The 24,244-nt window shown below is 70.6% G+C and carries 22 protein-coding genes; 19 read left to right on the top strand and 3 right to left on the bottom strand.

Features of this window, described 5'->3' with window-relative positions; translation table 11 throughout:
• Positions 1–6: 6 nt before the first annotated feature.
• Entirely contained in the window at positions 7–771 is a 765-nt protein-coding gene (locus IEY30_RS18190) for a GNAT family N-acetyltransferase (RefSeq protein ID WP_052358868.1), read from the bottom strand.
• A gap of 37 nt (positions 772–808) precedes the next feature.
• On the bottom strand, positions 809–3,004 hold the full coding sequence (locus IEY30_RS18185; protein ID WP_030201749.1) for an MMPL family transporter: 2,196 nt from the start codon (positions 3,002–3,004) through the stop codon (positions 809–811).
• A 20-nt stretch (positions 3,005–3,024) separates the two neighbouring features.
• On the opposite strand from IEY30_RS18185, the gene IEY30_RS18180 reads away from it, so the two are divergent.
• The 15 genes from IEY30_RS18180 (at position 3,025) to aroQ (ending at position 20,524) form a co-directional block, all read left to right on the top strand.
• Positions 3,025–4,425 carry a replication-associated recombination protein A gene (locus IEY30_RS18180; RefSeq protein ID WP_030201752.1) on the top strand — a complete coding sequence of 467 codons (1,401 nt, stop codon included), beginning with the start codon at positions 3,025–3,027 and terminating at the stop codon, positions 4,423–4,425.
• A gap of 270 nt (positions 4,426–4,695) precedes the next feature.
• Positions 4,696–5,727, top strand: a complete 1,032-nt coding sequence (locus tag IEY30_RS18175; protein WP_052358869.1) for an ABC transporter permease — start codon at positions 4,696–4,698, stop codon at positions 5,725–5,727.
• 92 nt (positions 5,728–5,819) lie between these two features.
• Entirely contained in the window at positions 5,820–7,571 is a 1,752-nt protein-coding gene (locus tag IEY30_RS18170; RefSeq protein WP_081920615.1) for an ABC transporter substrate-binding protein, read from the top strand.
• Positions 7,572–7,686: 115 nt separating this feature from the next.
• Positions 7,687–8,673, top strand: a complete 987-nt coding sequence (locus tag IEY30_RS18165; protein ID WP_030201762.1) for an ABC transporter permease — start codon at positions 7,687–7,689, stop codon at positions 8,671–8,673.
• Positions 8,670–9,740, top strand: coding sequence for an ABC transporter ATP-binding protein (locus IEY30_RS18160; protein ID WP_043417244.1), 1,071 nt, complete (start codon positions 8,670–8,672; stop codon positions 9,738–9,740). Before IEY30_RS18165 ends, IEY30_RS18160 begins: the two co-directional genes overlap by 4 nt.
• On the top strand, positions 9,737–10,783 hold the full coding sequence (locus tag IEY30_RS18155; protein ID WP_043417247.1) for an ABC transporter ATP-binding protein: 1,047 nt from the start codon (positions 9,737–9,739) through the stop codon (positions 10,781–10,783). The genes IEY30_RS18160 and IEY30_RS18155 overlap by 4 nt, the downstream gene beginning before the upstream one ends.
• Positions 10,784–11,134: 351 nt before the next feature.
• The gene (gene alaS, locus IEY30_RS18150) at positions 11,135–13,807 is read left to right on the top strand and encodes an alanine--tRNA ligase (protein WP_030201771.1); all 2,673 of its coding nucleotides are present in this window, start codon (positions 11,135–11,137) and stop codon (positions 13,805–13,807) included.
• A 2-nt stretch (positions 13,808–13,809) separates the two neighbouring features.
• Positions 13,810–14,316 carry a Holliday junction resolvase RuvX gene (ruvX, locus tag IEY30_RS18145; RefSeq protein ID WP_030201774.1) on the top strand — a complete coding sequence of 169 codons (507 nt, stop codon included), beginning with the start codon at positions 13,810–13,812 and terminating at the stop codon, positions 14,314–14,316.
• Positions 14,313–15,566, top strand: coding sequence for an endolytic transglycosylase MltG (gene mltG / locus IEY30_RS18140; protein WP_030201778.1), 1,254 nt, complete (start codon positions 14,313–14,315; stop codon positions 15,564–15,566). Before ruvX ends, mltG begins: the two co-directional genes overlap by 4 nt.
• A gap of 14 nt (positions 15,567–15,580) precedes the next feature.
• Positions 15,581–16,423, top strand: coding sequence for a shikimate dehydrogenase (locus tag IEY30_RS18135; protein ID WP_043417276.1), 843 nt, complete (start codon positions 15,581–15,583; stop codon positions 16,421–16,423).
• The gene (locus IEY30_RS18130; RefSeq protein ID WP_030201785.1) at positions 16,420–17,121 is read left to right on the top strand and encodes a prepilin peptidase; all 702 of its coding nucleotides are present in this window, start codon (positions 16,420–16,422) and stop codon (positions 17,119–17,121) included. The genes IEY30_RS18135 and IEY30_RS18130 overlap by 4 nt, the downstream gene beginning before the upstream one ends.
• Positions 17,122–17,207: 86 nt before the next feature.
• Entirely contained in the window at positions 17,208–18,428 is a 1,221-nt protein-coding gene (aroC, locus tag IEY30_RS18125) for a chorismate synthase (protein ID WP_030201789.1), read from the top strand.
• Positions 18,422–18,952: a shikimate kinase gene (locus tag IEY30_RS18120; RefSeq protein WP_030201792.1), complete on the top strand. Its 531-nt coding sequence runs from the start codon at positions 18,422–18,424 to the stop codon at positions 18,950–18,952. Before aroC ends, IEY30_RS18120 begins: the two co-directional genes overlap by 7 nt.
• Positions 18,949–20,076 carry a 3-dehydroquinate synthase gene (gene aroB / locus IEY30_RS18115; RefSeq protein WP_030201796.1) on the top strand — a complete coding sequence of 376 codons (1,128 nt, stop codon included), beginning with the start codon at positions 18,949–18,951 and terminating at the stop codon, positions 20,074–20,076. Before IEY30_RS18120 ends, aroB begins: the two co-directional genes overlap by 4 nt.
• Before the next feature lie 10 nt (positions 20,077–20,086).
• Entirely contained in the window at positions 20,087–20,524 is a 438-nt protein-coding gene (gene aroQ, locus IEY30_RS18110) for a type II 3-dehydroquinate dehydratase (RefSeq protein ID WP_030201799.1), read from the top strand.
• Between the two features lie 105 nt (positions 20,525–20,629).
• Here aroQ and IEY30_RS18105 read toward each other — a convergent pair whose 3' ends face one another.
• Positions 20,630–21,784 carry an IS110 family RNA-guided transposase gene (locus IEY30_RS18105; RefSeq protein ID WP_030201802.1) on the bottom strand — a complete coding sequence of 385 codons (1,155 nt, stop codon included), beginning with the start codon at positions 21,782–21,784 and terminating at the stop codon, positions 20,630–20,632.
• A 981-nt stretch (positions 21,785–22,765) separates the two neighbouring features.
• Between IEY30_RS18105 and IEY30_RS22010 the strand changes: the two genes are divergently transcribed.
• The 4 genes from IEY30_RS22010 to IEY30_RS18085 all read left to right on the top strand — a co-directional run bounded on the left by IEY30_RS22010 (position 22,766) and on the right by IEY30_RS18085 (position 24,242).
• On the top strand, positions 22,766–23,335 hold the full coding sequence (locus tag IEY30_RS22010; protein WP_052358870.1) for a tyrosine-type recombinase/integrase: 570 nt from the start codon (positions 22,766–22,768) through the stop codon (positions 23,333–23,335).
• On the top strand, positions 23,251–23,685 hold the full coding sequence (locus IEY30_RS22005) for a tyrosine-type recombinase/integrase (RefSeq protein ID WP_229675085.1): 435 nt from the start codon (positions 23,251–23,253) through the stop codon (positions 23,683–23,685). The genes IEY30_RS22010 and IEY30_RS22005 overlap by 85 nt, the downstream gene beginning before the upstream one ends.
• 69 nt (positions 23,686–23,754) lie before the next feature.
• Positions 23,755–24,003 carry a ribbon-helix-helix protein, CopG family gene (locus tag IEY30_RS18090; protein ID WP_030201809.1) on the top strand — a complete coding sequence of 83 codons (249 nt, stop codon included), beginning with the start codon at positions 23,755–23,757 and terminating at the stop codon, positions 24,001–24,003.
• Positions 24,000–24,242, top strand: coding sequence for a hypothetical protein (locus IEY30_RS18085; protein WP_030201812.1), 243 nt, complete (start codon positions 24,000–24,002; stop codon positions 24,240–24,242). The genes IEY30_RS18090 and IEY30_RS18085 overlap by 4 nt, the downstream gene beginning before the upstream one ends.
• Positions 24,243–24,244: the final 2 nt, after the last annotated feature.

Here is a 24,244-nt window from a genome sequence, read left to right as displayed (position 1 = left end):
CGTCCGTCAGCGGTCGATGACGACCGGTCGGCTCGACCACGCGCACAGGCGGTCGTAGCCGAGCGAGAGGTAGAGGCTGCGGGCGACGGCGTTGTGGGAGTACATCCCGAGGGTGCACACCCCGCTCTCGAGGACGGCTGCCCGGGTGACGGCACCGACGACGGCGCGGCCCAGCCCCTGCCCGCGCAGTCCCGTGTCGACGGCGACCGACGACAGGTGCGGCGCTCCGGCGCGCGTCGTGCCCCAGGCCGCCACCGCCTGCAGCGACCCGTCGGCCCCCTCCACGGCGAACCAGCGCTCGCCCTGGCCCGGCTCGGTGTCGGCCGTGGGGGAGTGCGCCTCCAGGAAGGTGCGCACCTCGCCGGCCCGAGCGACGTCGTCGAGGGGCAGCACCCGCTCGTGCGACGGGCTCTCGGCCGGGGCGGTCGTGGTGTGGAACCACTCCCAGTCGCCACCGTCCAGGACGCGGTAGCGCTCCCGGAGCCGGGGCTCGAGGTGCTGGGGCACGCTGACCGAGAAGGCGCGCCGCTCGGGAGAGACGGTCGCCGCGATCTCGGGCAGGTGGTCGAGCAGGGCCGTGACGCCGTCGTCGTCGCCGAGGACGTTGACGGTCCGGCGCACCGCCTTGCGCGTGCGCTGGAAGGCGACGGCGCCCGCGGCGCTCCACCACGTGGTGGCCAGCTCGTCCGTGACCTCCCAGCGCACGAACGGGTGCGCACCGGTCTCGGCCAGGAGGCCGTCGAGGCCGTGACCGGTGACGACGGCGGTCATCGGGTGTCCACCCGGCTGCTCACTCGGCTCACTGGGCTCACTCGGTGATCCCGAACCGGTCGTGGAGGCGCCGGAGCGGGCGGGGGGCCCACCAGTTCCAGCGACCGAGCAGCGTCATCGTCGCCGGGACCAGGAGCATCCGCACGAGCGTCGAGTCGATGACGACCGCGGCCACGAGAGCGACGCCCATCTGCTTGATGATGAGGATGTCGCCCGCGACGAAGCCACCGAAGACGATGACGATGAGCAGCGCCGCCGAGGTGATGATGCGTCCGGTGCGCTGCAGGCCGAGCGAGACCGCGCGGTCGTTCTCCGCGCCGTGCCGGTGGAACTCCACGATGCGCGAGAGCAGGAACACCTCGTAGTCCATCGACAGCCCGAAGCCGAAGGCGAGGACGAGGAAGGGCACCATCGACTCGACGGCGCCGACGGAGGTGAAGCCGAGCAGGCCCTCGAGGTGGCCCTCCTGGAAGATCCAGACGACGACCCCGAGCGCGGCCCCGAGCGAGATGACGTTGAGCAGGAGCGCCTTGACCGGGACGACCACCGACCCCGTCATGAGGAAGAGCAGGACGAAGGTGCCGAGCACGACGAGGCCCACGGCATACGGCGCCCTTGCGGACATGGAGTCGAGGAAGTCGATCTGTCCGGCTGCCTGCCCCGTCGTCAGGGTCTCGAAGGGCGCGCTCGTCGCGCGGATCGTCGTCACGAGGTCCTGCGCCTCGTCGGACGTCGGCCGTCCGGCGACGCGGATGTTGACGCGCTGGTGGTCGGCCCCGAGCGGCTGGACCGCCAGCCCCTCGACCCCTGGCCGGGAGCGGAACTGCTGGGCCCACGACGTCACCGCGGCGGTGTCGGACGACGCGGCGACCACGGTCACCTCGGGGGCGGACAGCGCGGGGTAGTCACGGTCGAGCTGCTCGAAGAAGACGCGTTGCGGTGCGTCCTTCGGGAGCAGCTCGGTGCCCGACGAGGTCAGCTTCATCGACAGCGTCGGGAGCGCGAGCGTCACGAGGACGACGACGACCCCGACGATCACGAGCACCGGTCGACGCTGCACGGCGACGGCGAGACGCGAGAAGAGGCCGACGTCCGAGGCCTGCTCGACCGCCTTGCGGGACAGGCGCTTTGCGCCGACGACGCAGAGCGCGGGCACGAGCGTGATCGCCACGACCATCGCGACGAGGACGACGCTGACCCCCGCCACGCCGATGGCCCGCATGATCGAGGCCTCGAAGACGAGCAGGCCGGCCAGGGCGATCGCGACGGTGAGACCGGAGAAGAGGACGGTGCGCCCCGCCGTGGCCACCGTGCGCTCGGTCGCGCGGGCCACCTCCTCCCTCGTCGGCACGTCGTGCTCACGGTGCGCGAGCTCCTCACGGAAGCGGCTGACCGTGAGCAGGCCGTAGTCGATGGACAGGCCGAGGCCGAGCAGGGTCACGATGTTGACGACGGTCGCGTCGAGCTCGACGGCGTGGGAGAAGCCGAACAGCGAGAGCAGGGCGCCGCCGATCGACACGATCGCCCCGACGATCGGCATGCCCGCGGCGACGAAGCCGCCGAAGACGAAGAACATGACGAGGAAGGTGAGCGGCAGGGCGATGCCCTCCCCGCGCAGGAGGTCGTGCTCCACGGTGCTCGTGATGGCCTTGATGACCTTGCTCGTGCTGCCGACGGTGCCCTGTGCGTCCATCGCCGTCGCGACCGCGAGCAGCCGTGTCTCCGCGGGGGACTCGGCGGAGTCCTGAGCAGCCTTGTCGAGGCCGGGCTCGAAGTCGACGACCGTCACGAAGCCGCCGGCGGCCGGGGTGCCGCCCTTGAGCAGGGGGGCGACGGACGGGTCGGTCACGCCCTTCGGCGCGAGCAGGGGGGAGCGGACGCTCTTGACGCCCTTGACCGCGGCCACGGCCCGGGTCGCGGCTGCGCCGTCCTGCACGGTCTTGGCGTCGGTGAGGTCGGCGCCGTTCACCTGCATCGTCAGGGTCTGGAGGGCCGGCTGGCTCTCGGCGATGACGTCCTGGGCGCGCGAGGACTCGGACTCGACCGTCGGCGCCCCGGAGTGGAGCCTCTCGAAGAGGGACTCTCCGGTGACCCCGCCGACCGCGACGGCGAAGCACGCGACCGCGATGACGGCCCACGCCGCCACCCAGCTGCGCGGGTGCCGCGCGATGAGTCCTCCGAGACGGGCCAGACGGGTGCGCGGCGCCGGGCCCGCGGATGAGGGGTTCTGCACGCGGATAGCCTTCCACAGTGATGTCAGACAGTCCGGCGGACCTCTTCGGTGCGGCCTCCGCCGCCGACCGCGGCGAGCAGCCGGCCTCGGCCGGGGTCGCCCCGCTGGCCGTGCGGATGCGCCCGCGCTCCCTCGACGAGGTGCGCGGCCAGTCCAAGGTGCTCCGGCCCGGGAGCCCGTTGCGCCGTCTCATCGAAGGGTCCGGTGGGGCCGCCGGACCCCTGTCGGCGATCCTCTGGGGCCCGCCCGGCACCGGCAAGACGACGCTCGCGCACCTCGTCGCGACCGCCGCCGAGCGCCGGTTCGTCGAGCTCTCCGCCGTCACGGCCGGCGTCAAGGACGTCCGCTCCGTCATGGAGTCGGCCGTCCGTGAGCGCGACCTCTACTCGCGCCAGACCGTGCTCTTCCTCGACGAGATCCACCGCTTCACCAAGGCCCAGCAGGACGCCCTGCTGCCCGGCGTCGAGAACCGCACCGTCATCCTCGTCGCCGCCACGACCGAGAACCCGTCCTTCAGCATCATCTCCCCGTTGCTCTCGCGCTCGGTGCTCGTCACCCTGGAGTCCCTGTCGGACCAGGAGATCGGCGAGCTGCTCGCGGCCGCCCTCACGGACGAACGCGGCTTCGACGGCGAGCACACCCTGGCGGCCGACGCCACCGAGCACCTCGTCCGCATCGCCGGTGGCGACGCGCGCCGCGCCCTGACCTCCCTCGAGGCCGCCGCCGGTGTCGCGCTCGACGCCCAGCCGGCAGGACGGCTCTCCGACGACCCCGTCGAGATCACGCTCGCCCACGTCGAGCAGGCCGTCGCGCAGGCGGCCGTGCGTTACGACCGGGCCGGGGACCAGCACTACGACGTCGCCAGCGCGCTCATCAAGTCGATGCGGGGCAGCGACGTCGACGCGGCCCTGCACTACCTCGCCCGGATGCTCGAGGCGGGGGAGGACCCGCGCTTCATCGCGCGCCGCATCGTCATCTCCGCGAGCGAGGACGTCGGGATGGGCGACCCGACGGCCCTGCAGACGGCCGTGGCCGCGATGCACGCCGTGGCCCAGATCGGCATGCCAGAGGCGCGGATCATCCTGGCCCAGGCCGTCGTGCACAACGCCATGGCACCCAAGTCCAACGCGGCATACCTCGGCATCAACGAGGCGATCGCCGACGTCCGGGCCGGGCGCGGAGGCGTCGTGCCCGCGCACCTGCGGGGGAGCGGCTACGCCGGGGCCGAGCGGCTCGGCCACGGCAAGGGCTACGTGTACGCCCACGACGAGCCCGACGGGGTGGCGGCGCAGCAGTACCTCCCGGACGACCTGCACGACGCCGTCAGCTACTACCGCCCCACCGACCGCGGCTTCGAGGAGAGGCTCCGGACCCGCTGGGAGTGGCTGTCGGGGCGCTTGGGACGCACGCGCCGGCAGTGACGCCGAGGCCCCCGCCGCGGGCCTGCGAGGCGGATTGTTTCGGGCCTGCGAGGCGCGGGCGGACATTGTGTCGTGGAACGAGGCGGTCGGTAACGATTTGTCATCCATGACCGGTCCGATGCTTGGACGACGTAAGACTCTGTGGCAGGCTCACGACGTCCCGGCGGGGGTGGCATCCGGAAGATCTGGAGTGCCCCTGGGGGCGGCTCGGGTGACGTAACCCCGGGCCGGAAGTGATCCCACAAGGATGGAGACAATGCGTTGAACGCAATGCCGGAGCCCTCAGCAGTCACGCTGACCGAGGAATCCGACGAGAGGGCTTCGACGACCGCGCCTGAGCACCAGGACGTCCGCACGGGACGGTCCCCCGGCCAGGTGGCCTGGGCCCGCCTGAAACGGGACAAGGTCGCGATCATCTGCTCCGTCATCATCCTGTTCTTCATCGTCGTCGCGATCTTCGCGCCGCTGCTCGTCTCGCTCGAGGCCATCGACCCGATCACCAAGGCCAAGGCCGACCCGGGCACCGTGCACACCGAGCTCGTCGACTTCAACGGCCTGCCGACGGTCGGCGCGAGCTCGGCCCACTGGCTCGGCGTCGAGCCGCGCCTGGGCCGTGACCTCTTCGCCCGCTGGGCCTACGGCGCCCGCCCGTCGCTCATCATCGGCTTCGTCGCCGCCTTCGCCTCGACGGTCCTCGGTGTCGTGCTCGGCCTCGTGGCCGGCTACCTCGGCGGCGTCGCCGACAAGATCATCTCGTGGGTCATCGACTTCTTCCTGTCGCTGCCGATCCTGCTGCTCGTGCTCGCGATCATCCCGATCATGCAGAAGCGTCTGGCCGCCGGCGGTGACCTCACCCCGGAGGAGACCTCGACGATCCGCTTCTGGGTGCTCATCGTCATCCTCGTCGTCTTCGGCTGGATGGGCCTCGCACGACTCGTGCGAGGCGAGGTCAAGAGCCTGCGCGAGCGGGAGTTCGTCCAGGCGGCCCGTGCCATCGGTGTCCCGACGCGCTCGATCCTCTTCCGGGAGATCCTGCCCAACCTCGTCGGCCCGATCATCGTCTCGGCCTCGATCGCGGTGCCGGCGTACATCACCTACGAGGCGACGCTGAGCTATCTCGGAGCCGGTCTCGTCGAGCCCACCGCGTCGTGGGGCCGCACCATCGCCGACGCGCAGAACCTCTTCGCCACGTACCCCCTGTGGCTCTGGCCCTCGGTCATCGGCCTGTCGCTCCTCGTGCTCGCCCTCAGCCTGCTCGGCGACTCGATCCGCGACGCGTTCGACCCCACCAGCCGCCGCTGACCCATCGGGTCGCGGTCACCAGATGTTCCCGGCACAACGCCGGGACAAGCAAAAGGGAGCAAACAACAATGCGCTGGACCAAAGTCCTGACCGTGGGAGCCGCGGCTTCCCTCGGCTTCGTCGCGGCCTGCGGCGCCCCGTCGGCGACCAACACGCCGTCCGGCACCGGTGGTGCCAACGGCGGCAAGGTCGACCAGGCGGGTGCCGCCCTCGACCCGAACGCCAAGGGCCCGGCCCCGGAGATCCCCGGTGCGAAGAAGGGTGGCATCCTCACGGTGCCCTACGCCTCGACGCCCGCCAACATGGACCCGAGCGACCAGTTCTACCAGGACACGGCCGTCATCTTCTCGCTGACGAACCGCGCGCTGACCACCTACGTCAGCCGTGACGGCAAGCAGGTCCTCGTTCCGGACCTCGCCACCGACCTCGGCAAGCAGTCGGAGGACGGCCTGACGTGGACGTTCACGCTCAAGGACGGCATCAAGTACGAGGACGGCTCCCCGGTCAAGGCCCAGGACATCGTCTTCGCGGCCAAGCGCTCGTTCGACCCCGACCTCGCCGCCAACGGCCCGACCTACCAGCGCGAGTTCTTCAAGGGCGGCGCGGACTACCAGGGCCCCTACAAGGGTGACAAGAACTGGAAGGGCGTCGAGGCCACCAACGACAAGACCATCGTCTTCCACCTCGAGAAGCGCTTCGAGACGCTGCCCTACTTCGTCTCCTTCAACCAGTTCACGCCGATCCCCGAGGCGAAGGACAAGAAGGCCGACTACCAGCTGCACCCGCTCGCCACCGGCCCGTACATGTTCGACAAGTACACCCCGGGCACCGAGCTCGTCCTCAAGCGCAACCCCAACTGGGACCCCGCCACGGACGCCGCGCGCCACAACTACCCGGACGGCTTCCACTTCAAGTGGGGCGTCGACACCATCAAGACGCAGACCGCGATCCTCGCCTCCAACGGCGACGATGCGACGAGCCTCAACTGGGACCCGATCGACTCCTCGCTCATCCCGCAGATCGAGGGCGACAAGAAGGCCCAGTTCGAGGAGGGCCCCTCCTCCTGCGTGCTCATGGTCAACCTCGACGCCCGCAAGATCCCGCTGCCGGTCCGCAAGGCGATCGCCGTGGCGTACCCCTTCGACTCGATCCACAAGGCCGGCGGTGAGACGACGCACTCGTTCTCGCCCGCCAGCACGATCATCCCGCCGCAGATCGCCGGTCACCTCGACTACACGGCCGAGGCTGCCCCGGGCTTCAAGATGAACGGCCAGGGCGACGGCAACGCCGAGGAGTCCAAGAAGATGCTCGCCGCGGCCGGCTACGGCCCCGACAAGCCCTTCGAGCTCATCTACTACTACACCAACGACGACGACATCGCGCAGAAGGTCAACCAGGTCCGCAAGCAGAAGCTCGAGGCCGCCGGCTTCAAGGTTCAGGACATCGGTGTCCCGGCTGCCGAGCGTCGCAAGCTCGTCGGCGACCCGAAGGGCAAGTACAACATGCTCCAGTCGCCGCGCGGCTGGTGCTTCGACTGGCCGTCCGCCGACTCGATCATCCCGCCCACCTTCGGCACGATCGCCCTCTCGCAGGGTGGCACGACCTTCGGCAACTTCTCCGACGCCAAGATCGACGCCGAGATCAAGCGCATCCAGCAGCTCTCCATCACGGAGCAGGGGCCGGAGTGGGGCAAGATGGACAAGTGGCTCACGGAGAACTACCTCCTGGCCATCCCGGACAACAACGACAAGGGCAACTCGGTCTTCGGCACGAAGGTCAAGAACGTCCACAACAACCCGAACAAGGGCATGCCGGACCTCACGGACGTGTGGCTCGACTCCTGAGTCGGCAGTGACGGCTCCCCCTCGGGGGAGCACGATCTGAACTGACCGCCGTGGTGGGGGTCCGGGATCTCCCGGGCCCCCACCACCGGCGCCCACCTCGTTTGGAAGGCAAAACGTGCTCACGTACATCCTCAGGCGGTTGGCTCTCGCCCTGAGCGTCATCCTGGCCACGCTGGTCTCGGCGTTCCTGCTGTTCTTCGCGGGCCCGTCCGACCCGGCGCAGGCCATGTGTCCCGAGACGCGCTGCAACGCGACGCGACTCGCCGCCATCACGAAGAGCATCGGGCTGGACAAGCCCCTGACGGTGCAGTTCTTCGACTACTTCAAGGGTCTGTTCTTCGGGCGCGACTTCGTCTACGCCGGTGACACCGTCCACTGCGGCGCACCGTGCCTCGGCTTCTCGTTCGTGACGCGACGCTCCGTCAACGAGGAGCTGTTCACCCGCTTCCCGAACACCATCGTGCTGGCCCTGATGGCCGCCGTCGTGTTCGTGACGGTCGGCGTGACCCTGGGCATCATCGCGGCGGTGCGACGTGGCTCCGCCACGGACCGTGGGCTCGTCGGCGCCTCGCAGGTGCTCGGCTCGATCCCGTACTACGTCCTCGCGCTGCTCGTCGCCCTCTACCCGGTCATCCTCTGGAACGTGCTGCCGCAGTACTCCTCCATTTCGGCGGGCGTCGGCCCCTACTTCATGGGCATGCTCGCGCCGGCCCTGATCCTCGGGTTCGTCACCTCGGCGTCCTACGTCAGGTACACCCGCAACTCGATGATCGAGACGCTGTCGATGGACTACATCCGCACCGCCCGCTCGAAGGGCATCAGCGAGCGCACCGTGCTGTACAAGCACGGCTTCCGCGCGGCGATGAGCCCGATCGCGACGATCCTCGGCCTCGACATCGCCGCTCTGCTGACCGGCACGCTCATCACCGAGCAGATCTTCGGCGTCGACGGCATCGGCCGTCGCGGCCTGGCCGCGCTCAAGGCCTTCGACCTGCCGGTCATCATGGGCACCGTCCTCATCGGAGCGGTCGTCGTCGTCTTCATGAACCTCGTCGTCGACATCGCCTACTCCTTCATCGACCCGCGAGTGAGGCTGTCGTGACCGCGTCCGTGAACACCATCTCGACCCAGTCCGCCGAGGCTCGAAACGCCGGGGACGTCGTCCTCGACGTCAGCGACCTCTCGGTGGCCTTCCCCACCGAGGAGGGCGTCGTCAAGGCGGTCTCCAACCTCACCTACCAGGCCCGCCTGGGGCGCACCCTCGCCATCGTCGGCGAGTCCGGCTCGGGCAAGTCCGTGAGCAGCATGGCGGTGCTCGGCCTGCACAACCCGAAGCGGACCCAGATCACGGGCAGCATCAAGCTGGACGGGATCGAGCTCGTCGGCGCCCCGGCGTCGACGTTCCAGAAGATCCGCAGCACCAAGGCCGCCATGGTCTTCCAGGACCCGCAGAGCTCGCTGCACCCGTTCCACAAGGTCGGCAAGCAGATCGCCGAGGCCTACCAGGCCCACAACAAGGTGAGCAAGCAGGTCGCGATGAAGCGGGCGGTCGAGATGCTCGACCTCGTCGGCATCCCCAACCCCCAGCGGCGGGCGAACTCCTACCCGCACGAGTTCTCGGGCGGCATGCGCCAGCGCGCGATGATCGCGCTGGGCCTCGTCAACAACCCCAAGCTGCTCATCGCCGACGAGCCCACAACTGCTCTCGACGTCACCGTCCAGGCTCAGATCCTCGACCTCGTCAACGACCTCCAGAAGGAGTTCGGCTCCGCCGTCATCCTCATCACCCACGACCTCGCGGTCGTGGCCGAGACGGCCGACGACATCCTCGTGATGTATGCCGGTCGCGGCGTCGAGAAGGGCAGCGCCAAGGAGGTGCTGGCCCAGCCGTCGCACCCGTACACCTACGGCCTGCTGCAGTCGCTGCCCTCGCACTCCGAGGACCTCGAGGAGCTCCGCGCCATCAAGGGCACGCCGCCGAGCCTGCTCAACCTCCCGTCCGGCTGCTCGTTCCACCCCCGGTGCGAGTTCAAGTCACAGGTCGAGGGCGACGCCTGCTGGACGCAGCTGCCCGCGTGGCGCCCGACCCCCGGACTGCACAACCGCGAGATCCGTTGCCACCTGGCCGATCCCGTGGCCACCCTGAAGCACGACGAGGAAGCCCGATGAGCGCCCAGACCCTGCTCAAGGTCACCGACCTCCAGCGCCACTTCCCGATCCGCGAGGTCCAGGGACTGCGCATGGTGAGGGCGACGGTCAAGGCCGTCGACGGCATCAGCTTCTCCGTCAAGGAGGGGCAGACGCTCGGACTCGTCGGTGAGTCCGGCTGCGGCAAGTCGACGACGTCGCGGCTCGTGACGCGCCTGGACGAGCCGACCGGCGGCACCATCGAGTTCGGCGGCCGCGACATCACGCACCTGAAGGAGCACGAGCTGCGCGACATCCGCCGCGACGTCCAGATGATCTTCCAGGACCCGTACTCCTCGCTGAACCCGAGGCAGACGGTCGGCGCGATCCTCAGCACGCCGCTGCGCGTCCACGGCCTGCACCGGGGCAAGGAGAAGGCCCGGGTCCAGGAGCTGCTCGAGCTCGTCGGCCTCAACCCCGAGCACATCAACCGCTACCCGTCGGAGTTCTCCGGTGGCCAGCGCCAGCGCATCGGCATCGCGCGCGCGCTCGCCGTCGAGCCGAAGCTCATCATCGCCGACGAGCCGGTCTCGGCCCTCGACGTGTCGATCCAGGCGCAGGTGATGAACCTGCTCGCCAAGCTGCGCAACGAGCTGGACCTCGCGTTCATCTTCGTCGCCCACGACCTCGGCGTCGTGCGCCACTTCTGCGACCAGGTCGCCGTGATGTACCTCGGCAAGATCGTCGAGTTCGGCGACAAGAAGAAGATCTACGAGGCTCCCGAGCACCCGTACACCCAGGCCCTGCTCTCCGCGGCGCCCGACATCAACGTCGCGCGTGGCATCGCCCCCAAGGAGCGCATCCGCCTGATCGGCGACGTGCCGAGCCCGATCGACCCGCCGAGCGGCTGCCGCTTCCGCACGCGCTGCTGGAAGGCGCAGGACATCTGCGCCCAGGAGGAGCCGCCGCTCGTCACCGCGACGGCCGACGTGGCCTCGCGCGCCTTCCGTGAGGGTGGCGTGCACCTCCAGGCCTGCCACTTCCCCGAGGTCAAGACCGACCTCGTGGCCGAGGTGCCGGCCTGACGGTCGCCTCGTCCGCAGGACCATGTGTGCGGCTGGGCCGGCTCCCCGTGCGGGAGCCGGCCCAGCGGCATACCCGGGCAAAGGTGGTGGGACGGGGCTCGCGAGGTCCGTTAGGGTTGAACCACCTGGGCGTGAGCGTGCGCCGACGACCGAAGGACGATGAACGTGGCCCAGAAGGGACCCAGGCGCAGCCGTGTCGACGGCCTGCAGCCGGCGAGGCGAGCCCCCCGGGGGTCAGTCGCGCCCCAGTGAGGCGCAGGGCTGACCCCGCCCCGCCTGCCCGTCCACCCCTCAACCACGGGAGACGGGCCTCCCGCAGACCACACCCGTCGACCACCGCAAGGACGCATCATGGAAACCGCTGAGATCAGGCGTCGCTGGCTCTCGTACTTCGGCAGCCAGGGCCACACCGTCGTGCCGAGCGCCCCGCTCGTGCACGAGGACCCCAACCTGCTGTTCGTCAACGCCGGCATGGTCCCGTTCAAGCCGTACTTCCTCGGTCAGGAGACCCCGCCGTTCAGCCGCGCCACGAGCGTGCAGAAGTGCGTGCGCACCCTCGACATCGAAGAGGTCGGCAAGACGACCCGCCACGGCACCTTCTTCCAGATGAACGGCAACTTCAGCTTCGGCGACTACTTCAAGGAAGGCGCCATCCAGCTCGCGTGGGAGCTCATCACGCGCAGCCAGTCCGAGGGCGGCCTCGGCTTCGACGAGAAGGACCTCTACGCGTCCGTCTACCACGAGGACGACGAGGCGATCGCGCTGTGGAAGAAGGTCGCCGGGCTGTCCGACGACCGCATCGTGCGCCTGGGCCGCAAGGACAACTACTGGAACATGGGCGTCGCCGGCCCCGGCGGGCCCTGCTCCGAGATCCTCCTCGACCGCGGACCCGAGTTCGGTGCCGACGGCGACTGGGAGGCGGGCGACCGCTACCTCGAGTTCTGGAACCTCGTCTTCATGCAGTACGAGCTCGAGAACGTCCGCTCCAAGGAGGACTTCGACATCGTCGGAGACCTGCCCAAGCGCAACATCGACACCGGCATGGGCCTCGAGCGCGTGGCGTTCCTGCTCCAGGGCGTCGACAACATCTACGAGACCGACGAGGTCTTCCCGGTCATCGCGGCGGCGGAGGACCTCTCGGGCCGTCGCTACGGCTCCGACCACGACGACGACGTCCGCTTCCGTGTCGTGGCCGACCACGTGCGCTCCTCGCTCATGCTCATCGGTGACGGCGTGACCCCCGGCAACGAGGGCCGCGGCTACGTGCTGCGCCGCCTGCTGCGCCGTGCCGTGCGCTCGATGCGACTGCTCGGCGTCGACGCGCCCACCCTCGAGCAGCTGCTGCCCGTCAGCATGGAGCGGATGAAGGCGTCCTACCCCGAGCTCGAGACCGACTTCCAGCGGATCAGCCAGGTCGCCTATGCCGAGGAGGAGGCCTTCCGGCGCACCCTCAGCTCCGGCACGACGATCCTCGACACCGCGGTGGCGCGGGCCAAGTCCTCCGGGGCGACGACCCTCGGCGGCGCCGAGGCGTTCGCGCTGCACGACACGTACGGCTTCCCGATCGACCTGACGCTCGAGATGGCGGCGGAGCAGGGCCTTCAGGTCGACGAGACCGGCTTCCGCCGGCTCATGGGCGAGCAGCGCGACCGGGCCAAGGCCGACGCGCGCGCGAAGAAGTCGGCGCACGGCGACACGAGCGTCTACCGGCAGCTGTCCGACACGCTCGGGCGCGACGTCGAGTTCACCGGCTACGACCAGACCCTGACCGACACGCGCATCCGTGGCCTGATCCGCGACGGCCTGGTCGTCGACCGTGTCGCTGTGGGGGACGAGGTCGAGATCGTCCTCGACCGCACCCCGCTCTACGCCGAGTCCGGTGGCCAGCAGGCCGACCACGGCCGCATCCGCCTGGCCAACGGTGCCCTCCTCGAGGTCACCGACGTGCAGCGCCCGATCACCGGCCTCGTCGTGCACCGCGCGACGGTGCTCGAGGGCGAGGCCGGGGTCGGCGAGGACGCCGAGGCGGAGGTCGACGTCGTGCGCCGGCGCTCCATCTCGCGCGCGCACACGGCGACCCACATGGTCCACCAGGCCCTCCGGGACGAGCTCGGCGATACCGCGACGCAGGCGGGCTCGGAGAACTCTCCCGGCCGGCTGCGCTTCGACTTCAAGTCCCTCCAGGCGGTCCCCGCCGCGGCGATGGGCGAGATCGAGGGCCGGATCAACGCCGTGCTCCTCGACGACCTGCCGGTGACCGCGGACATCATGAACATCGACGCCGCCAAGAAGCTCGGCGCCATGGCGCTCTTCGGCGAGAAGTACGGCGAGCGGGTGCGCGTCGTCTCCATCGGCGAGTGGTCGCGCGAGCTCTGCGTCGGCACGCACACCCCGCGCGTCGGCCAGATCGGGGTCGTCAAGCTGCTCGGCGAGAGCTCGATCGGCTCGGGCGTGCGCCGCGTCGAGGCGCTCGTGGGCGCCGACGCCTACACCCACCTCGCGCGCGAGGCCACGATCGTCAGCCAGCTCACCGACACCCTCGGTGTGCGACGTGACGAGCTGCCCGACCGCATCGCGGCGATCCTCGGTCGCCTGCGTGACGCCGAGAAGGAGATCGCCGCCGTCCGCCAGAGCCAGGTGCTCGGTGCGGCCTCGGGTCTCGTGCAGTCGGCCCGCGACATCGGCGGTGTGACCTTCGTGAGCCACGACGCTGGCGACGGCGTCGCGGGCGACGACCTGCGCAAGCTCGTCACGGACGTGCGCGGTCGCCTCGGCAACGACCGTCCGGCGCTCGTCTCCATGGCGTCGGTGGCCGGCGGACGTCCCGTCGTCATCGTCGCGACGAACGAGCGGGCGCGTGAGGCCGGTCTCAAGGCCGGGGCCTTCGTCAAGCTGGCGGCCCAGGCGCTGGGCGGCGGTGGTGGCGGCAAGGACGACCTCGCCCAGGGTGGCGGGACCGACCCGGCGCGGGTCTCGGCGGCGCTCGGCGTCGTCGAGGACCAGCTGCGCAACCGGGGCGCCTGACCTTGACCGACCCTCGCTCCCGGACCGGGGCACGCATCGGCGTCGACGTGGGCAACGCCCGCGTCGGCGTCGCCGCGTCGGACGCCTCGGGGGTGTTCGCCCACCCCGTGCGCACCCTGCCCCGGGACGTCGAGGGTGACAGCGACGTCGAGGCGATCGTCGCGCTCGCGCACGAGCTCTCGGCGATCGAGGTCGTCGTGGGTCTGCCGCGCCTGCTGTCCGGCGAGGAGGGCGAGGCGGCGCGCATCGCGCGCGACTACGCCGGTCGGCTCGCGGGGCGACTGGGTACGGTAGGGGTGCGGATGGTCGACGAACGCTTGACCACCGTGGACGCGCACCGCAGACTACGCGACAGTGGCGTCCCGGGCCGGGGGCAACGAGCCGTTGTCGACCAGGCCGCTGCAGTACTCATCCTGCAGTCGGCCCTCGACACCGAGTCGCTGTCGGGCCGCCCACCGGGGGAGACCGTCACGCCGGGGGGCAAACGGAAGAAGGAACGTCGTCGATGAAGGACCATCTCGAGTCATCGATCTTCGGTGACCACGAGGACACCGTCGACGGTGTCGACCACCTCGACGGCAGCCACGCCCCCGACGCCCACCCGGGTGCGACGCCTCCGCTGAGCCGGCGCGAGATGCGCGAGCGTGAGCTCGCGGAGCGCAAGCGTGGCAAGCGCCGCGGGGCCAAGGCCGCGGCCGGTGGCGCGCCGCGTGGCAAGCCCTCGGTTTTCCGCCGGCTCGTCGTCATCGTTCTCGCGCTCGCCGTCATCGGTGGGGGAGTCGCGGTCGCCTACAAGGCCCTGCGCCCCGTCGTCGAGGGCTTCCTCGAGTCCAACGACTACCCGGGCCCCGGCACGGGCGAGGTCCGCGTGACCATCGACCGCGGGTCGGGCGGCACGGCGATCGCCAAGACCCTCGCCGACGAGGATGTCGTCAAGTCGAGCAAGGCCTTCATCGAGGCGGCCAACAACGACCCGAAGAGCGCCGGCATCCAGCCGGGCATCTACACGATGAAGAAGCAGATGAAGGCGGCCGACGCGCTCGCCATCCTCGTCGACCCCAAGAACCGCCTGATCACCCGCGTCGTGATCCCCGAGGGCCTGTGGGCCGACGAGATCTACGCCAAGCTCTCGAAGTCCTCCGGCATCCCCGTGGCCCAGTACGCCGCCGCGGCCAAGCAGGTCGACGAGCTGGGCCTGCCGCCGTCGGCCAAGGGCAACATCGAGGGCTACCTCTTCCCGGCGAGCTACGAGTTCGGGCCCACGGCGACGGCGCTCGACCAGCTGAAGGAGATGGTGGCGGAGTCGACGAAGCGACTCGACGCGCTCGGCATCGCGCCGGACCGGATGGAGCGCGTCGTGACCGTCGCGAGCCTCGTCGAGGGTGAGGCCCAGAACGAGACCGACCGCTCGCGGGTCGCCCGTGTCGTCGAGAACCGTCTCGCCAAGAAGATGTCGCTCGGGTTCGACTCGACGGTCAACTACATCTTCAAGAAGCGCGGCGTGCCCACGCAGCAGATGCTCGAGAGCAACAACCCGTACAACACCCGTCGCTTCCAGGGCCTGCCGCCGGGACCGATCTCCAACCCCGGCGAGAGCGCCCTGCAGGCGGCCGCCAACCCCGTCGCCGGGCCGTGGCTGTACTTCGTCACGGTGAACCTCGACACGGGCGAGACGAAGTTCGCGGCCACCTACGAGGAGCACCAGCGCAACGTGGCGCAGTTCCAGAAGTGGTGCGCCGACAACAAGGGCAAGTGCTGAGCGAGGGGAGCGCGATGCCCCGGCACTGTGCGGTGTGGGGCAGCCCGATCGGGCACTCGCTCTCGCCCGTGCTGCACCGCGCTGCCTACGCGGCCCTCGGGCTGCGCACCTGGACCTACGATCGGCGCGAGGTCGACGTGGCAGCGTTCCCGGACGCCCTCGCCGGGCTCGACGACACCTGGCGCGGACTGTCGCTGACGATGCCCCTCAAGGAGGTGGCGCTCACGGCGGCGAGCGTCGTCGACGCGACCGCACGCGACACCGGCTCGGCCAACACCCTCGTGGCCACCCCGGCCGGCTGGCACGCCCACAACACCGACATCCACGGCATCGAGGCGGCGCTGCTCGTGGCCGGGTGCGTCGACACGACCCACGCGCTCGTCATCGGCAGCGGGGCCACGGCCCGCTCGGCCGTCGCCGCGCTCGCCGCCTCGGGCACGCGGCGGGTGACCTTCATGGTGCGTGACCGGCCCAGGCCCGAGACGGTCGAGCAGGCCGAGCGGGCCGGGCTCGTCGTTGACGCCGTCGCCCTGGGCGACTGGCCCCTCGCGGACGTCGTCATCAGCACCGTGCCACCCGAGGCGGTGCCCGGCCTCGACGCCTTCCCCGTCACCGACCGCGACGAGAGCCCCCTCACGGTGCTCGACGTCGTCTACGGCCACGGACCCACGCCGCTGCAGCGCCGCGCCCGCGCGTGCGGGTGGACGCTCGCCGCCGGCACGGACATGCTGTTGCACCAGGCCGCGGCCCAGGTGACCCTCATGACCGGCAGACCCGCCCCGCTCGACGCGATGGCCACGGCTCTCGCCGCCCTCGTCGACCCCGAGTGGGGCACGCCGCTCCCGACGCCCTCATGACCTGGGCGACCTTCCCCGCCACGCCGTGGTGGTTCGTCGCGCTGCTCGCCGTCGCCGGGGCGGGCGTCGGAGAGGTGCTCCGCCGGCGTCTCGCGACCGGCGGCTACCGCCTCGACGACGAGACCGGTCCGCACCCCCGGGTGTCCTCGCGCGTCGTCCCCGTCGCGCTGGCCCTCCTGTGGGGGCTGCTGGCGTGGCGCTTCGGTCCCCTGTCGGAGTGGGCGCTGAGCCCGGCCTACCTCGCCTTCGCCTTCGTCGCGGTGGCGCTCGCGTGGATCGACGCGGACGTGCACCGGCTGCCCCGGGGACTGACACGACCGGCATACCCCCTTCTCGTCGCCCAGCTCGCGCTCGCGTCGCTCGCGTCGGGGGACTGGGAGGCGCTGCGCCGGGCGGCGATCGCCGGCGCCGTGCTCTGGGCGATCTACTTCGTGCTCGCGCTCGTCGCGGCGCTGCTCGGCAGCGGCTTCGGCTACGGCGACGTGACGCTCGCGGGGCTCGTCGGGCTGGCCACGGGCTACGTCAGCGTGTCGACGACCCTCGTGGCGTCGTATGCCGCGTTCATCCTGTCCGGGGTCTACGGGCTGGCCCGCCTCGTCCTGCGCCGCGGCTCCCGCAAGGACGACATCGCCTTCGGACCGTGGATGCTGCTCGGCCTGCTCATCTCCCTCGTGGTGCAGGTTCGCCCGCTGTTCTGACGGGTTCGGCGGGGCACAGGAGGCACGGCGGTCCCGCGGAGCGGGCGCCGCGTAGCCGGCGCGCGGGCCCGTGGGAGGATCGGGGCATGTTGCGTTGGTTGACGGCCGGTGAGTCGCACGGGCCCGCACTCGTCGCCATGATCGAGGGTCTTCCCGCGGGGGTCGAGGTCGGCGCGAAGGACCTGCAGGCCGCCCTCTCGCGTCGGCGCCTCGGCCACGGGCGCGGTGCGCGGATGAAGTTCGAGCAGGACGAGGTCGAGTTCCTCGGCGGCCTGCGCCACGGGCGCACGCTGGGCTCGCCCATCGCCGTGCGCATCGGCAACAGCGAGTGGCCGAAGTGGACGACCGTGATGAGCCCCGAGGCCGTCAGCGACGAGGCGTATGCCGCGTCCGACGACGTCAACGCGGAGAAGGAGGTCGCGCGCAACAAGCCGCTGACCCGCCCGCGGCCGGGCCACGCCGACCTCGTCGGCATGCAGAAGTACGGCCACGAGGACGCCCGGCCGGTGCTCGAGCGCGCCTCGGCCCGCGAGACCGCTGCCCGTGTCGCCCTCGGCGAGATCGCGGCCCGCTTCCTCGAGCAGTCCTACGGCATCCGCCTCGTCTCGCACACCGTCTCGATCGGCACGGCCGGGGTGCCCGCCGGCGCCGCGCTGCCCACACCCGACGACGTCGAGCGCCTCGACGCCGACCCGGTGCGCGCCTTCGACCCCGAGGGGTCGGCCGCCATGGTCGCCGAGGTCGACGCGGCCAAGAAGGACGGCGACACCCTCGGCGGCGTCGTCGAGGTCCTCGCCTACGGCGTGCCGCCGGGCCTGGGCTCGCACGTCCACTGGGACCGCAAGCTCGACGGCCAGCTCGCGCAGGCGCTCATGAGCATCCAGGCGATCAAGGGCGTCGAGGTCGGCGACGGCTTCGAGACCGCCCGCCGCCGTGGCTCCGAGGCGCACGACGAGATGGAGATGACCGACGGCGTCATCACCCGCCGCACCGGCCGCGCCGGCGGCACCGAGGGCGGCATGTCGACCGGACAGGTGCTGCGCGTCCGCGCAGCGATGAAGCCGATCAGCACCGTGCCGCGCGCCCTCTCGACGGTCGACGTCGCCACGGGCGAGGCCGCGACCGCCATCCACCAGCGCTCCGACGTGTGCGCGGTGCCGGCGGCCGGCGTCGTCGCCGAGGCGATGGTCGCGCTCGTCCTCGCCGCGTCCTGTCTGGAGAAGTTCGGCGGCGACTCGGTCACGGAGACCGCACGCAACCACACGGCATACCTCGACGGCATCCGGAAGGGGCTGCGCACGTGGTGAACCAGTCGAGCACGCGACCGGTGGCGGTCGTCGTCGGTCCGCCCGGTGCGGGCAAGACGACCGTCGGGCAGGAGCTCGCGACCCGGCTCGGCGTGGCGTTCCACGACGTCGACGCCGCGATCGAGGCGGCCCAGGGCCGCTCGATCTCCGACATCTTCGTCGACGACGGCGAGTCGGTCTTCCGCGACCTCGAGCGGGCCGAGGTAGTCCGCGCGCTCGCCGAGGAGTCGGGTGTCGTCTCGCTCGGCGGGGGAGCGGTCATGGACCCGCTCACCCAGGACGCGCTCGCCGGCCACGCGGTCGTCTTCCTCGACGTCGCCATCGCCGACGCGAGCAAGCGCATCGGCTTCGACCGTTCTCGCCCCCTGCTGTCGGTCAACCCGCGCGCGTCGTGGGTGCGCATGATGAACGACCGCCGCCCCACCTACGAGCGCGTGGCCACGGTGCGCGTCGACACCGGGGGCCGCACGCCGGCCGAGGTCGTGGACGTCGTCGTCGCCGAGCTCGGGGCGAGCCGGGCGTGAGCGGGGTCGACAGTCCCACGATCGTCTCGGTCGGTGACGACTACGACGTCGTCATCGGTTCGGGTGTGCTCGACCGCGTCGGCGACCTGCTCGGTTCCGACGTCGAGCGCGTGCTCGTCGTGCACCCGCCGACGCTGCCCGAGCTGACGACGCGCGTGACCGCGGCGCTCGAGGCCAAGGGGTATGCCGTCCACGTCGCCGAGGTGCCCGACGCCGAGGCGGCCAAGACCGCCGAGGTCGCAGCCGCGCTGTGGGCCCAGCTCGGCGTCGCCGGCTTCACTCGCACCGACGCCGTCGTCGGGGTGGGCGGCGGCACCGTCACCGACCTCGCCGGCTTCGTCGCCGCGTCGTGGCTGCGCGGTGTGCGCGTCGTCCAGGTGCCGACGACGCTCCTCGGCATGGTCGACGCGGCCGTGGGCGGCAAGACCGGCATCAACACCGCGGAGGGCAAGAACCTCGTCGGTGCCTTCCACCCGCCTGCGGGCGTGCTCTGCGACGTCGACGTGCTCGCGACCCTGCCGGAGGCGGACCTCGTCGCCGGGCTCGCCGAGGTCGTCAAGTGCGGCTTCATCGCCGATCCCGTGATCCTCGACCTGGTGGAGTCCTCGGTCGCGGCGGACCCGACCGTCGCGCGCAGCGCGGCGAACCCGCACCTGCGCGAGCTCATCGAGCGGGCCGTGCGGGTCAAGGCCGACGTCGTCGCCGCCGACCTGCGCGAAAGCTCGCTGCGCGAGATCCTCAACTACGGCCACACGTTCGGCCACGCCATCGAGCAGGTCGAGCACTACACCTGGCGCCACGGCGAGGCCGTCGGCGTCGGGATGGTCTACGTCGCCGAGCTCGCGCGCCTCACCGGCCACCTGAACGGCCCCGAGGGCGATGCACTCGTCGCGCGGCACCGCTCGGTGCTCGAGTCGCTCGGCCTGCCGACGACGTATGCCGCCGGCCGCTGGGACGAGCTGCTCACGGCGATGCGGCGCGACAAGAAGTCGCGCGGTTCGACGCTGCGCTTCGTCGTGCTCGACGGCCTCGCCCGGCCCACCCGCCTCGCCGGCCCGGACGACACGCTGCTCCAGGCGGCATACGGCCTCGTGTCGCGTCGCTCCGACGCGGCGGCTCACTAGACTCGCCGCCATGACGGCACCCACGGTCTTCGTCCTGTCGGGCCCCAACCTGGGCCGTCTCGGCACCCGAGAGCCGGAGGTCTACGGCTCCGACACGCTCGACGACGTCCACGCCGCGGTGCAGCGCGAGGCCCGCGACCTCGGCCTCGTCGCCGACTGCCGCCAGACCAACCACGAGGGCGAGCTCATCGACTGGCTGCACGAGGCCGTCGACGTGGGTGCCGACGTCGTGCTCAACCCGGGCGCCTTCACGCACTACTCGTATGCCGTCCGCGACGCGTGCGCGATCGTGACGACGAGCGGTCGCAGCCTCGTCGAGGTGCACCTGTCCAACCCCGCTGCGCGCGAGGAGTTCCGGCACACCTCGGTGGTCGCCGGTGTCGCGACGGGCACCATCGCCGGGTTCGGCCTGCAGTCCTATCTGCTCGCGCTGCGCGCCCTCGTCTGACGCCTCGCGGCTGTCGAGGATCTGGTGGACGCCGCACGCGTGGAGAGCGTCCCCTAGATGCCTCCAACTAAGGGCGAAGTCGTCCCCACATGGCTCCCTTCTGTGTCAAGACGCGGTCGGCAAGGCCGTTCTAGGGTGGGTCGTGGCGGGTCCGGGAAGTGGCTGGTCCGAAGAGCCGGTGTGGGGTTGTGAGCCGGTCACGCTGGAGTCAGAGCCGTTGCCCCGGTGCCCTCCCGGGCCCGTCACGGTGGTGAGCCGGCCAGCGACGTAGTCGCCGGGCGACTTGCGGAAGACGAGGTCGGACAGGCGCCGTTTGAGGCAGCGCATCGCTTCCATCGAGGTCTTCCCGGCGGCCTTCTTCCGGTCGAAGTAGGCGCGGCCCTCGGTCGGGGTCCGCAGCTGGACGGTGGCCATGATGTGCAGCACCCGGTTGATCTGCCGGTTCCCGCCACGGGAGAGCCGGTGCCTCACGTGGTCACCGGAGGAGGCGTCGATCGGGGCGGTCCCGGTCCAGGAGGCGAAGTGGTTGCGGTCCGGGAACCGGGCCAGGTCCCCGACCTCGACGAGCAGCCGCGCGGCGCCGGAGGGGCCGATGCCGTGCAGCCCGAGCAGGGAGGTGCCGGTCGCTGCGACGAGCTCCTTCAGCTCCTTGTCGGCGGCCTTCTTGCGCGCATAGATCCGCTCCAGGTCGGCCACCAGCTCCATGGCCACTCGCTTGCGGGTCTTACCGACCTCATCCCTCGGACGCGCCGTGGACAGCAGAGCCCGCGCTTGGGCCGCCGAGAGGTACTTCTTTGCCCCACCAGGCAGCATTTCCAACAGGATTCGGTGCAGCTGGCTGACCTTGCGGGTGTGTTCGTCCCCGATCGAGCGCCGCCGGTCGACGAGCAGCTGCAGCACCTCAAGCTGCGCATCGGACACCACCGGCCGCAGGCCAGCCATGCGGGTACCGACCAGGGCGACCGAGTGCGCGTCGGTCGCATCCGTCTTGCGGCCCTGCCCGGTCGCGAACACCCGCGCCTTTGCGGACAGCTTCGCCGGCACATCGACGATGTCCTGCCCGTGGGCGAGGAGCCGGTGCGCGATGTGCCGGCCGATGCCCTCGCAGCCCTCGATGGCCCACACCCGGTCCGGCCAGGCCTCGACGTGCTCGAGCATTGCTGCGTACCCCTCGACCGTCGTGTCGAAGCGGCCCCCGTCGACGACCGTCTCGTCGGCAGTCATCACCTCGATCGTCACCGTGCGCTTGTGCGGGTCCATGCCGATCACGACCCGCGAGACATCTTCGTTCACCGCGTCCTCCGTTGCCTCGAACCGATCACTGGTTGGGCGTGGAGGGCACCGCTACTTCGAGCAGAGCAATCCCTTCTTGAGCCTCTCCTGCCCGGCGGTGCCCGGGCGGCGCAACCCATGTGAGAGCCACACGACAAGGCGTGGGCAGCCGCTTTTGCGAGCGACGAACCCGGACACCTGAACCGAGCCTGCGCAGGCACCGGTCCTTACGTCAATGAAACAAGTAGCCGCTCTGCGAGCGAGGGCTCCGCCCAAGGCCGCCTTCGTTGCACGCTGTCCGCGCCGAAGCGGCCCGGCTGGTTACGCCCTTCCGAGAGAAGGGGTGGGTGGTCTGTCAGGATCGAGTCATGGTCCGGTCCCGGGGGCACGCCGAGTACATGAAACCGTCGGGGCGGCGCGGCGGCCGCCGGCGTCGCTCGTGGCTCCGGACGGCACGCCTAAATCTCGTGGGCTGGTCAGCGCTTCTTGGTGTTTGCCTCTTGGCGGCCGCTGCAGGTGTTGCGGTAACGGCGGCAACTCGCGTTCCGCTTCCGCTTGGCGCCGCATTTGGTGTTGCTCCGCTGTTGGTCGTCGTCCTTCTCGATCGCAGGCGGTGGTCGCGAATGGAGACCAGTTTCGGCTGGGGTGGCTCGGTGGAGGACGTTTCTCAGATCGTCGCCGAGCTAGAAACCAGAGGAGTTCACGCGCGTGTCGTCACCGAGGACATCGCGACCGGGTGGGGCGAGAGCGCACCTCCCCGAACCAGTGGCCCCGTCGTGAAAACGGCGGCTCTTGAGTACGCCAACCGGGACGCTAAGGCGGTGGGTGAGGCACTGCGCCGGCACGGCATCCGCCCCCCGGAAGTGTTCTGACGGGCCCCAGAAGGCGCGCTAACACTCGTCCTGTTATGCCGCGACTGGCGTGGTTACGGACGTTTTCCCGAGTGTCGGACCGGGGTCACGCTTGCAGATGAGCACCTACGAGAACGTCCTGGTCCCGATCCCACTGCCTCCCGAATCTGACACGCTCAGACGCGCTGTCGCGGCCTACCTGGCCCGGTTCAAGGGCCAGTCCCGGGTCCACACCGAGTCCGACCTACGCGCGTATCTGACGTGGTGCAGTAGCCATGGCCTGGACCCGCTGACCGCGCAGCGACCCCACCTCGAGCTCTACATCCGCTGGATGCAGGAGACCCGCCGCTACAAGCCCTCCACCGTGAGCCGACGCATCGCCGTCGTCGCCGGGTTCTACCGAACCTGCGTCATCGACGAGGTCTTGGCGCACTCTCCGGCCGAGCACGTCCGCCGGCCGAACGTTCCCGCGGAGTCGCCCACGCTCGGGTTGACCCATCTGCAGTTCGAGGCGATGCTCGCGACTGCCCGTGCGTCGGCGAACTGCAACGACTTCGCCCTCGTCGCCATGCTCGGGCTACTCGGGCTGCGGATCTTCGAAGCCTGCGGCGCGAGCATCCAAGATCTTGGCGAGAACACGGCCACCGGGTCCTGCGCGTCACCGGCAAAGGCGGCAAGGTCGTCCTGACGCCGCTGCCGCCGGCAGTGGCCCGCGCCATCGACCGCGCTGTCGACGGACGTATCGACGGCCCGATCCTGCGGACCAGCCGGGGCACCCGGATGGACCGCCACTGCGCCACGCGGCGACTGCACCGCCTCGCCGAGGCCGGGGGCGTCCACGTCGCCCGCATGCACCCCCACATGCTGCGCCATACCTTCGTCACCACCATGCTCGACGCCGGCGTCGACCTACGCGACGTGCAGATCGCGGCCAGGCACGCAGACCCGCGCACGACGATGCGCTACGACCGAGCCCGCAAGAACCTCGACCGCCATCCCAACTACATCCTCGCCGCATACATGGCCGCCGGCACTTAGAAGACTGACCCTGACAATGATCGGACGCGGCCTTCCCCGACGAATCGGTTTTCGTTATACGATTTTGTCATGCCGGGTGATGACCAAGTGACGGACGAGCAGATCCAGAAGTGGGCGGACGAAGCCGAGGCTGGTTATGACGTCGAGCAGCTGAAGCGCCGCGGGCGAGGGCGCCCAGGGCGTGGAGCCGAGCCCACGCAAGTCATCGCCGTGCGGCTTACCGCCGAGGAGATCGCGGCGCTCGATGACTACGCGGCGCGGGAGCACCTGTCGCGCTCCGAGGCGATCCGACGGGCCCTGGCCGGCTACGCCGCGTGAAGGTCCACCGCAGTGCACTCAAGCACGAGGTCCTGCCCGAGGACGCGGTCCACGCTGCCGACCTGTCGCTGTGGATCGAGCCCCTGGAGGAAGAGGAGTGGCCACGCCGCGAGTTGCGGCTCGGGTTCGACACTCAAGCGCGACTGCTGGAGATCGTTGTGCTGATCTTCCAGAGTGGCGAGGAGATGGTCATCCACGCGATGCCGGCCCGGCGGCAGTACTGGGATCTTCTGCCCTGAAG

This window comes from Terrabacter tumescens (genome assembly GCF_014646815.1).
Classification (GTDB): Bacteria; Actinomycetota; Actinomycetes; order Actinomycetales; family Dermatophilaceae; genus Terrabacter; species Terrabacter tumescens.
The sequence above is the reverse complement of the archived record's forward strand: the minus strand, read 5'-3'. Positions and strand labels throughout refer to the sequence as shown.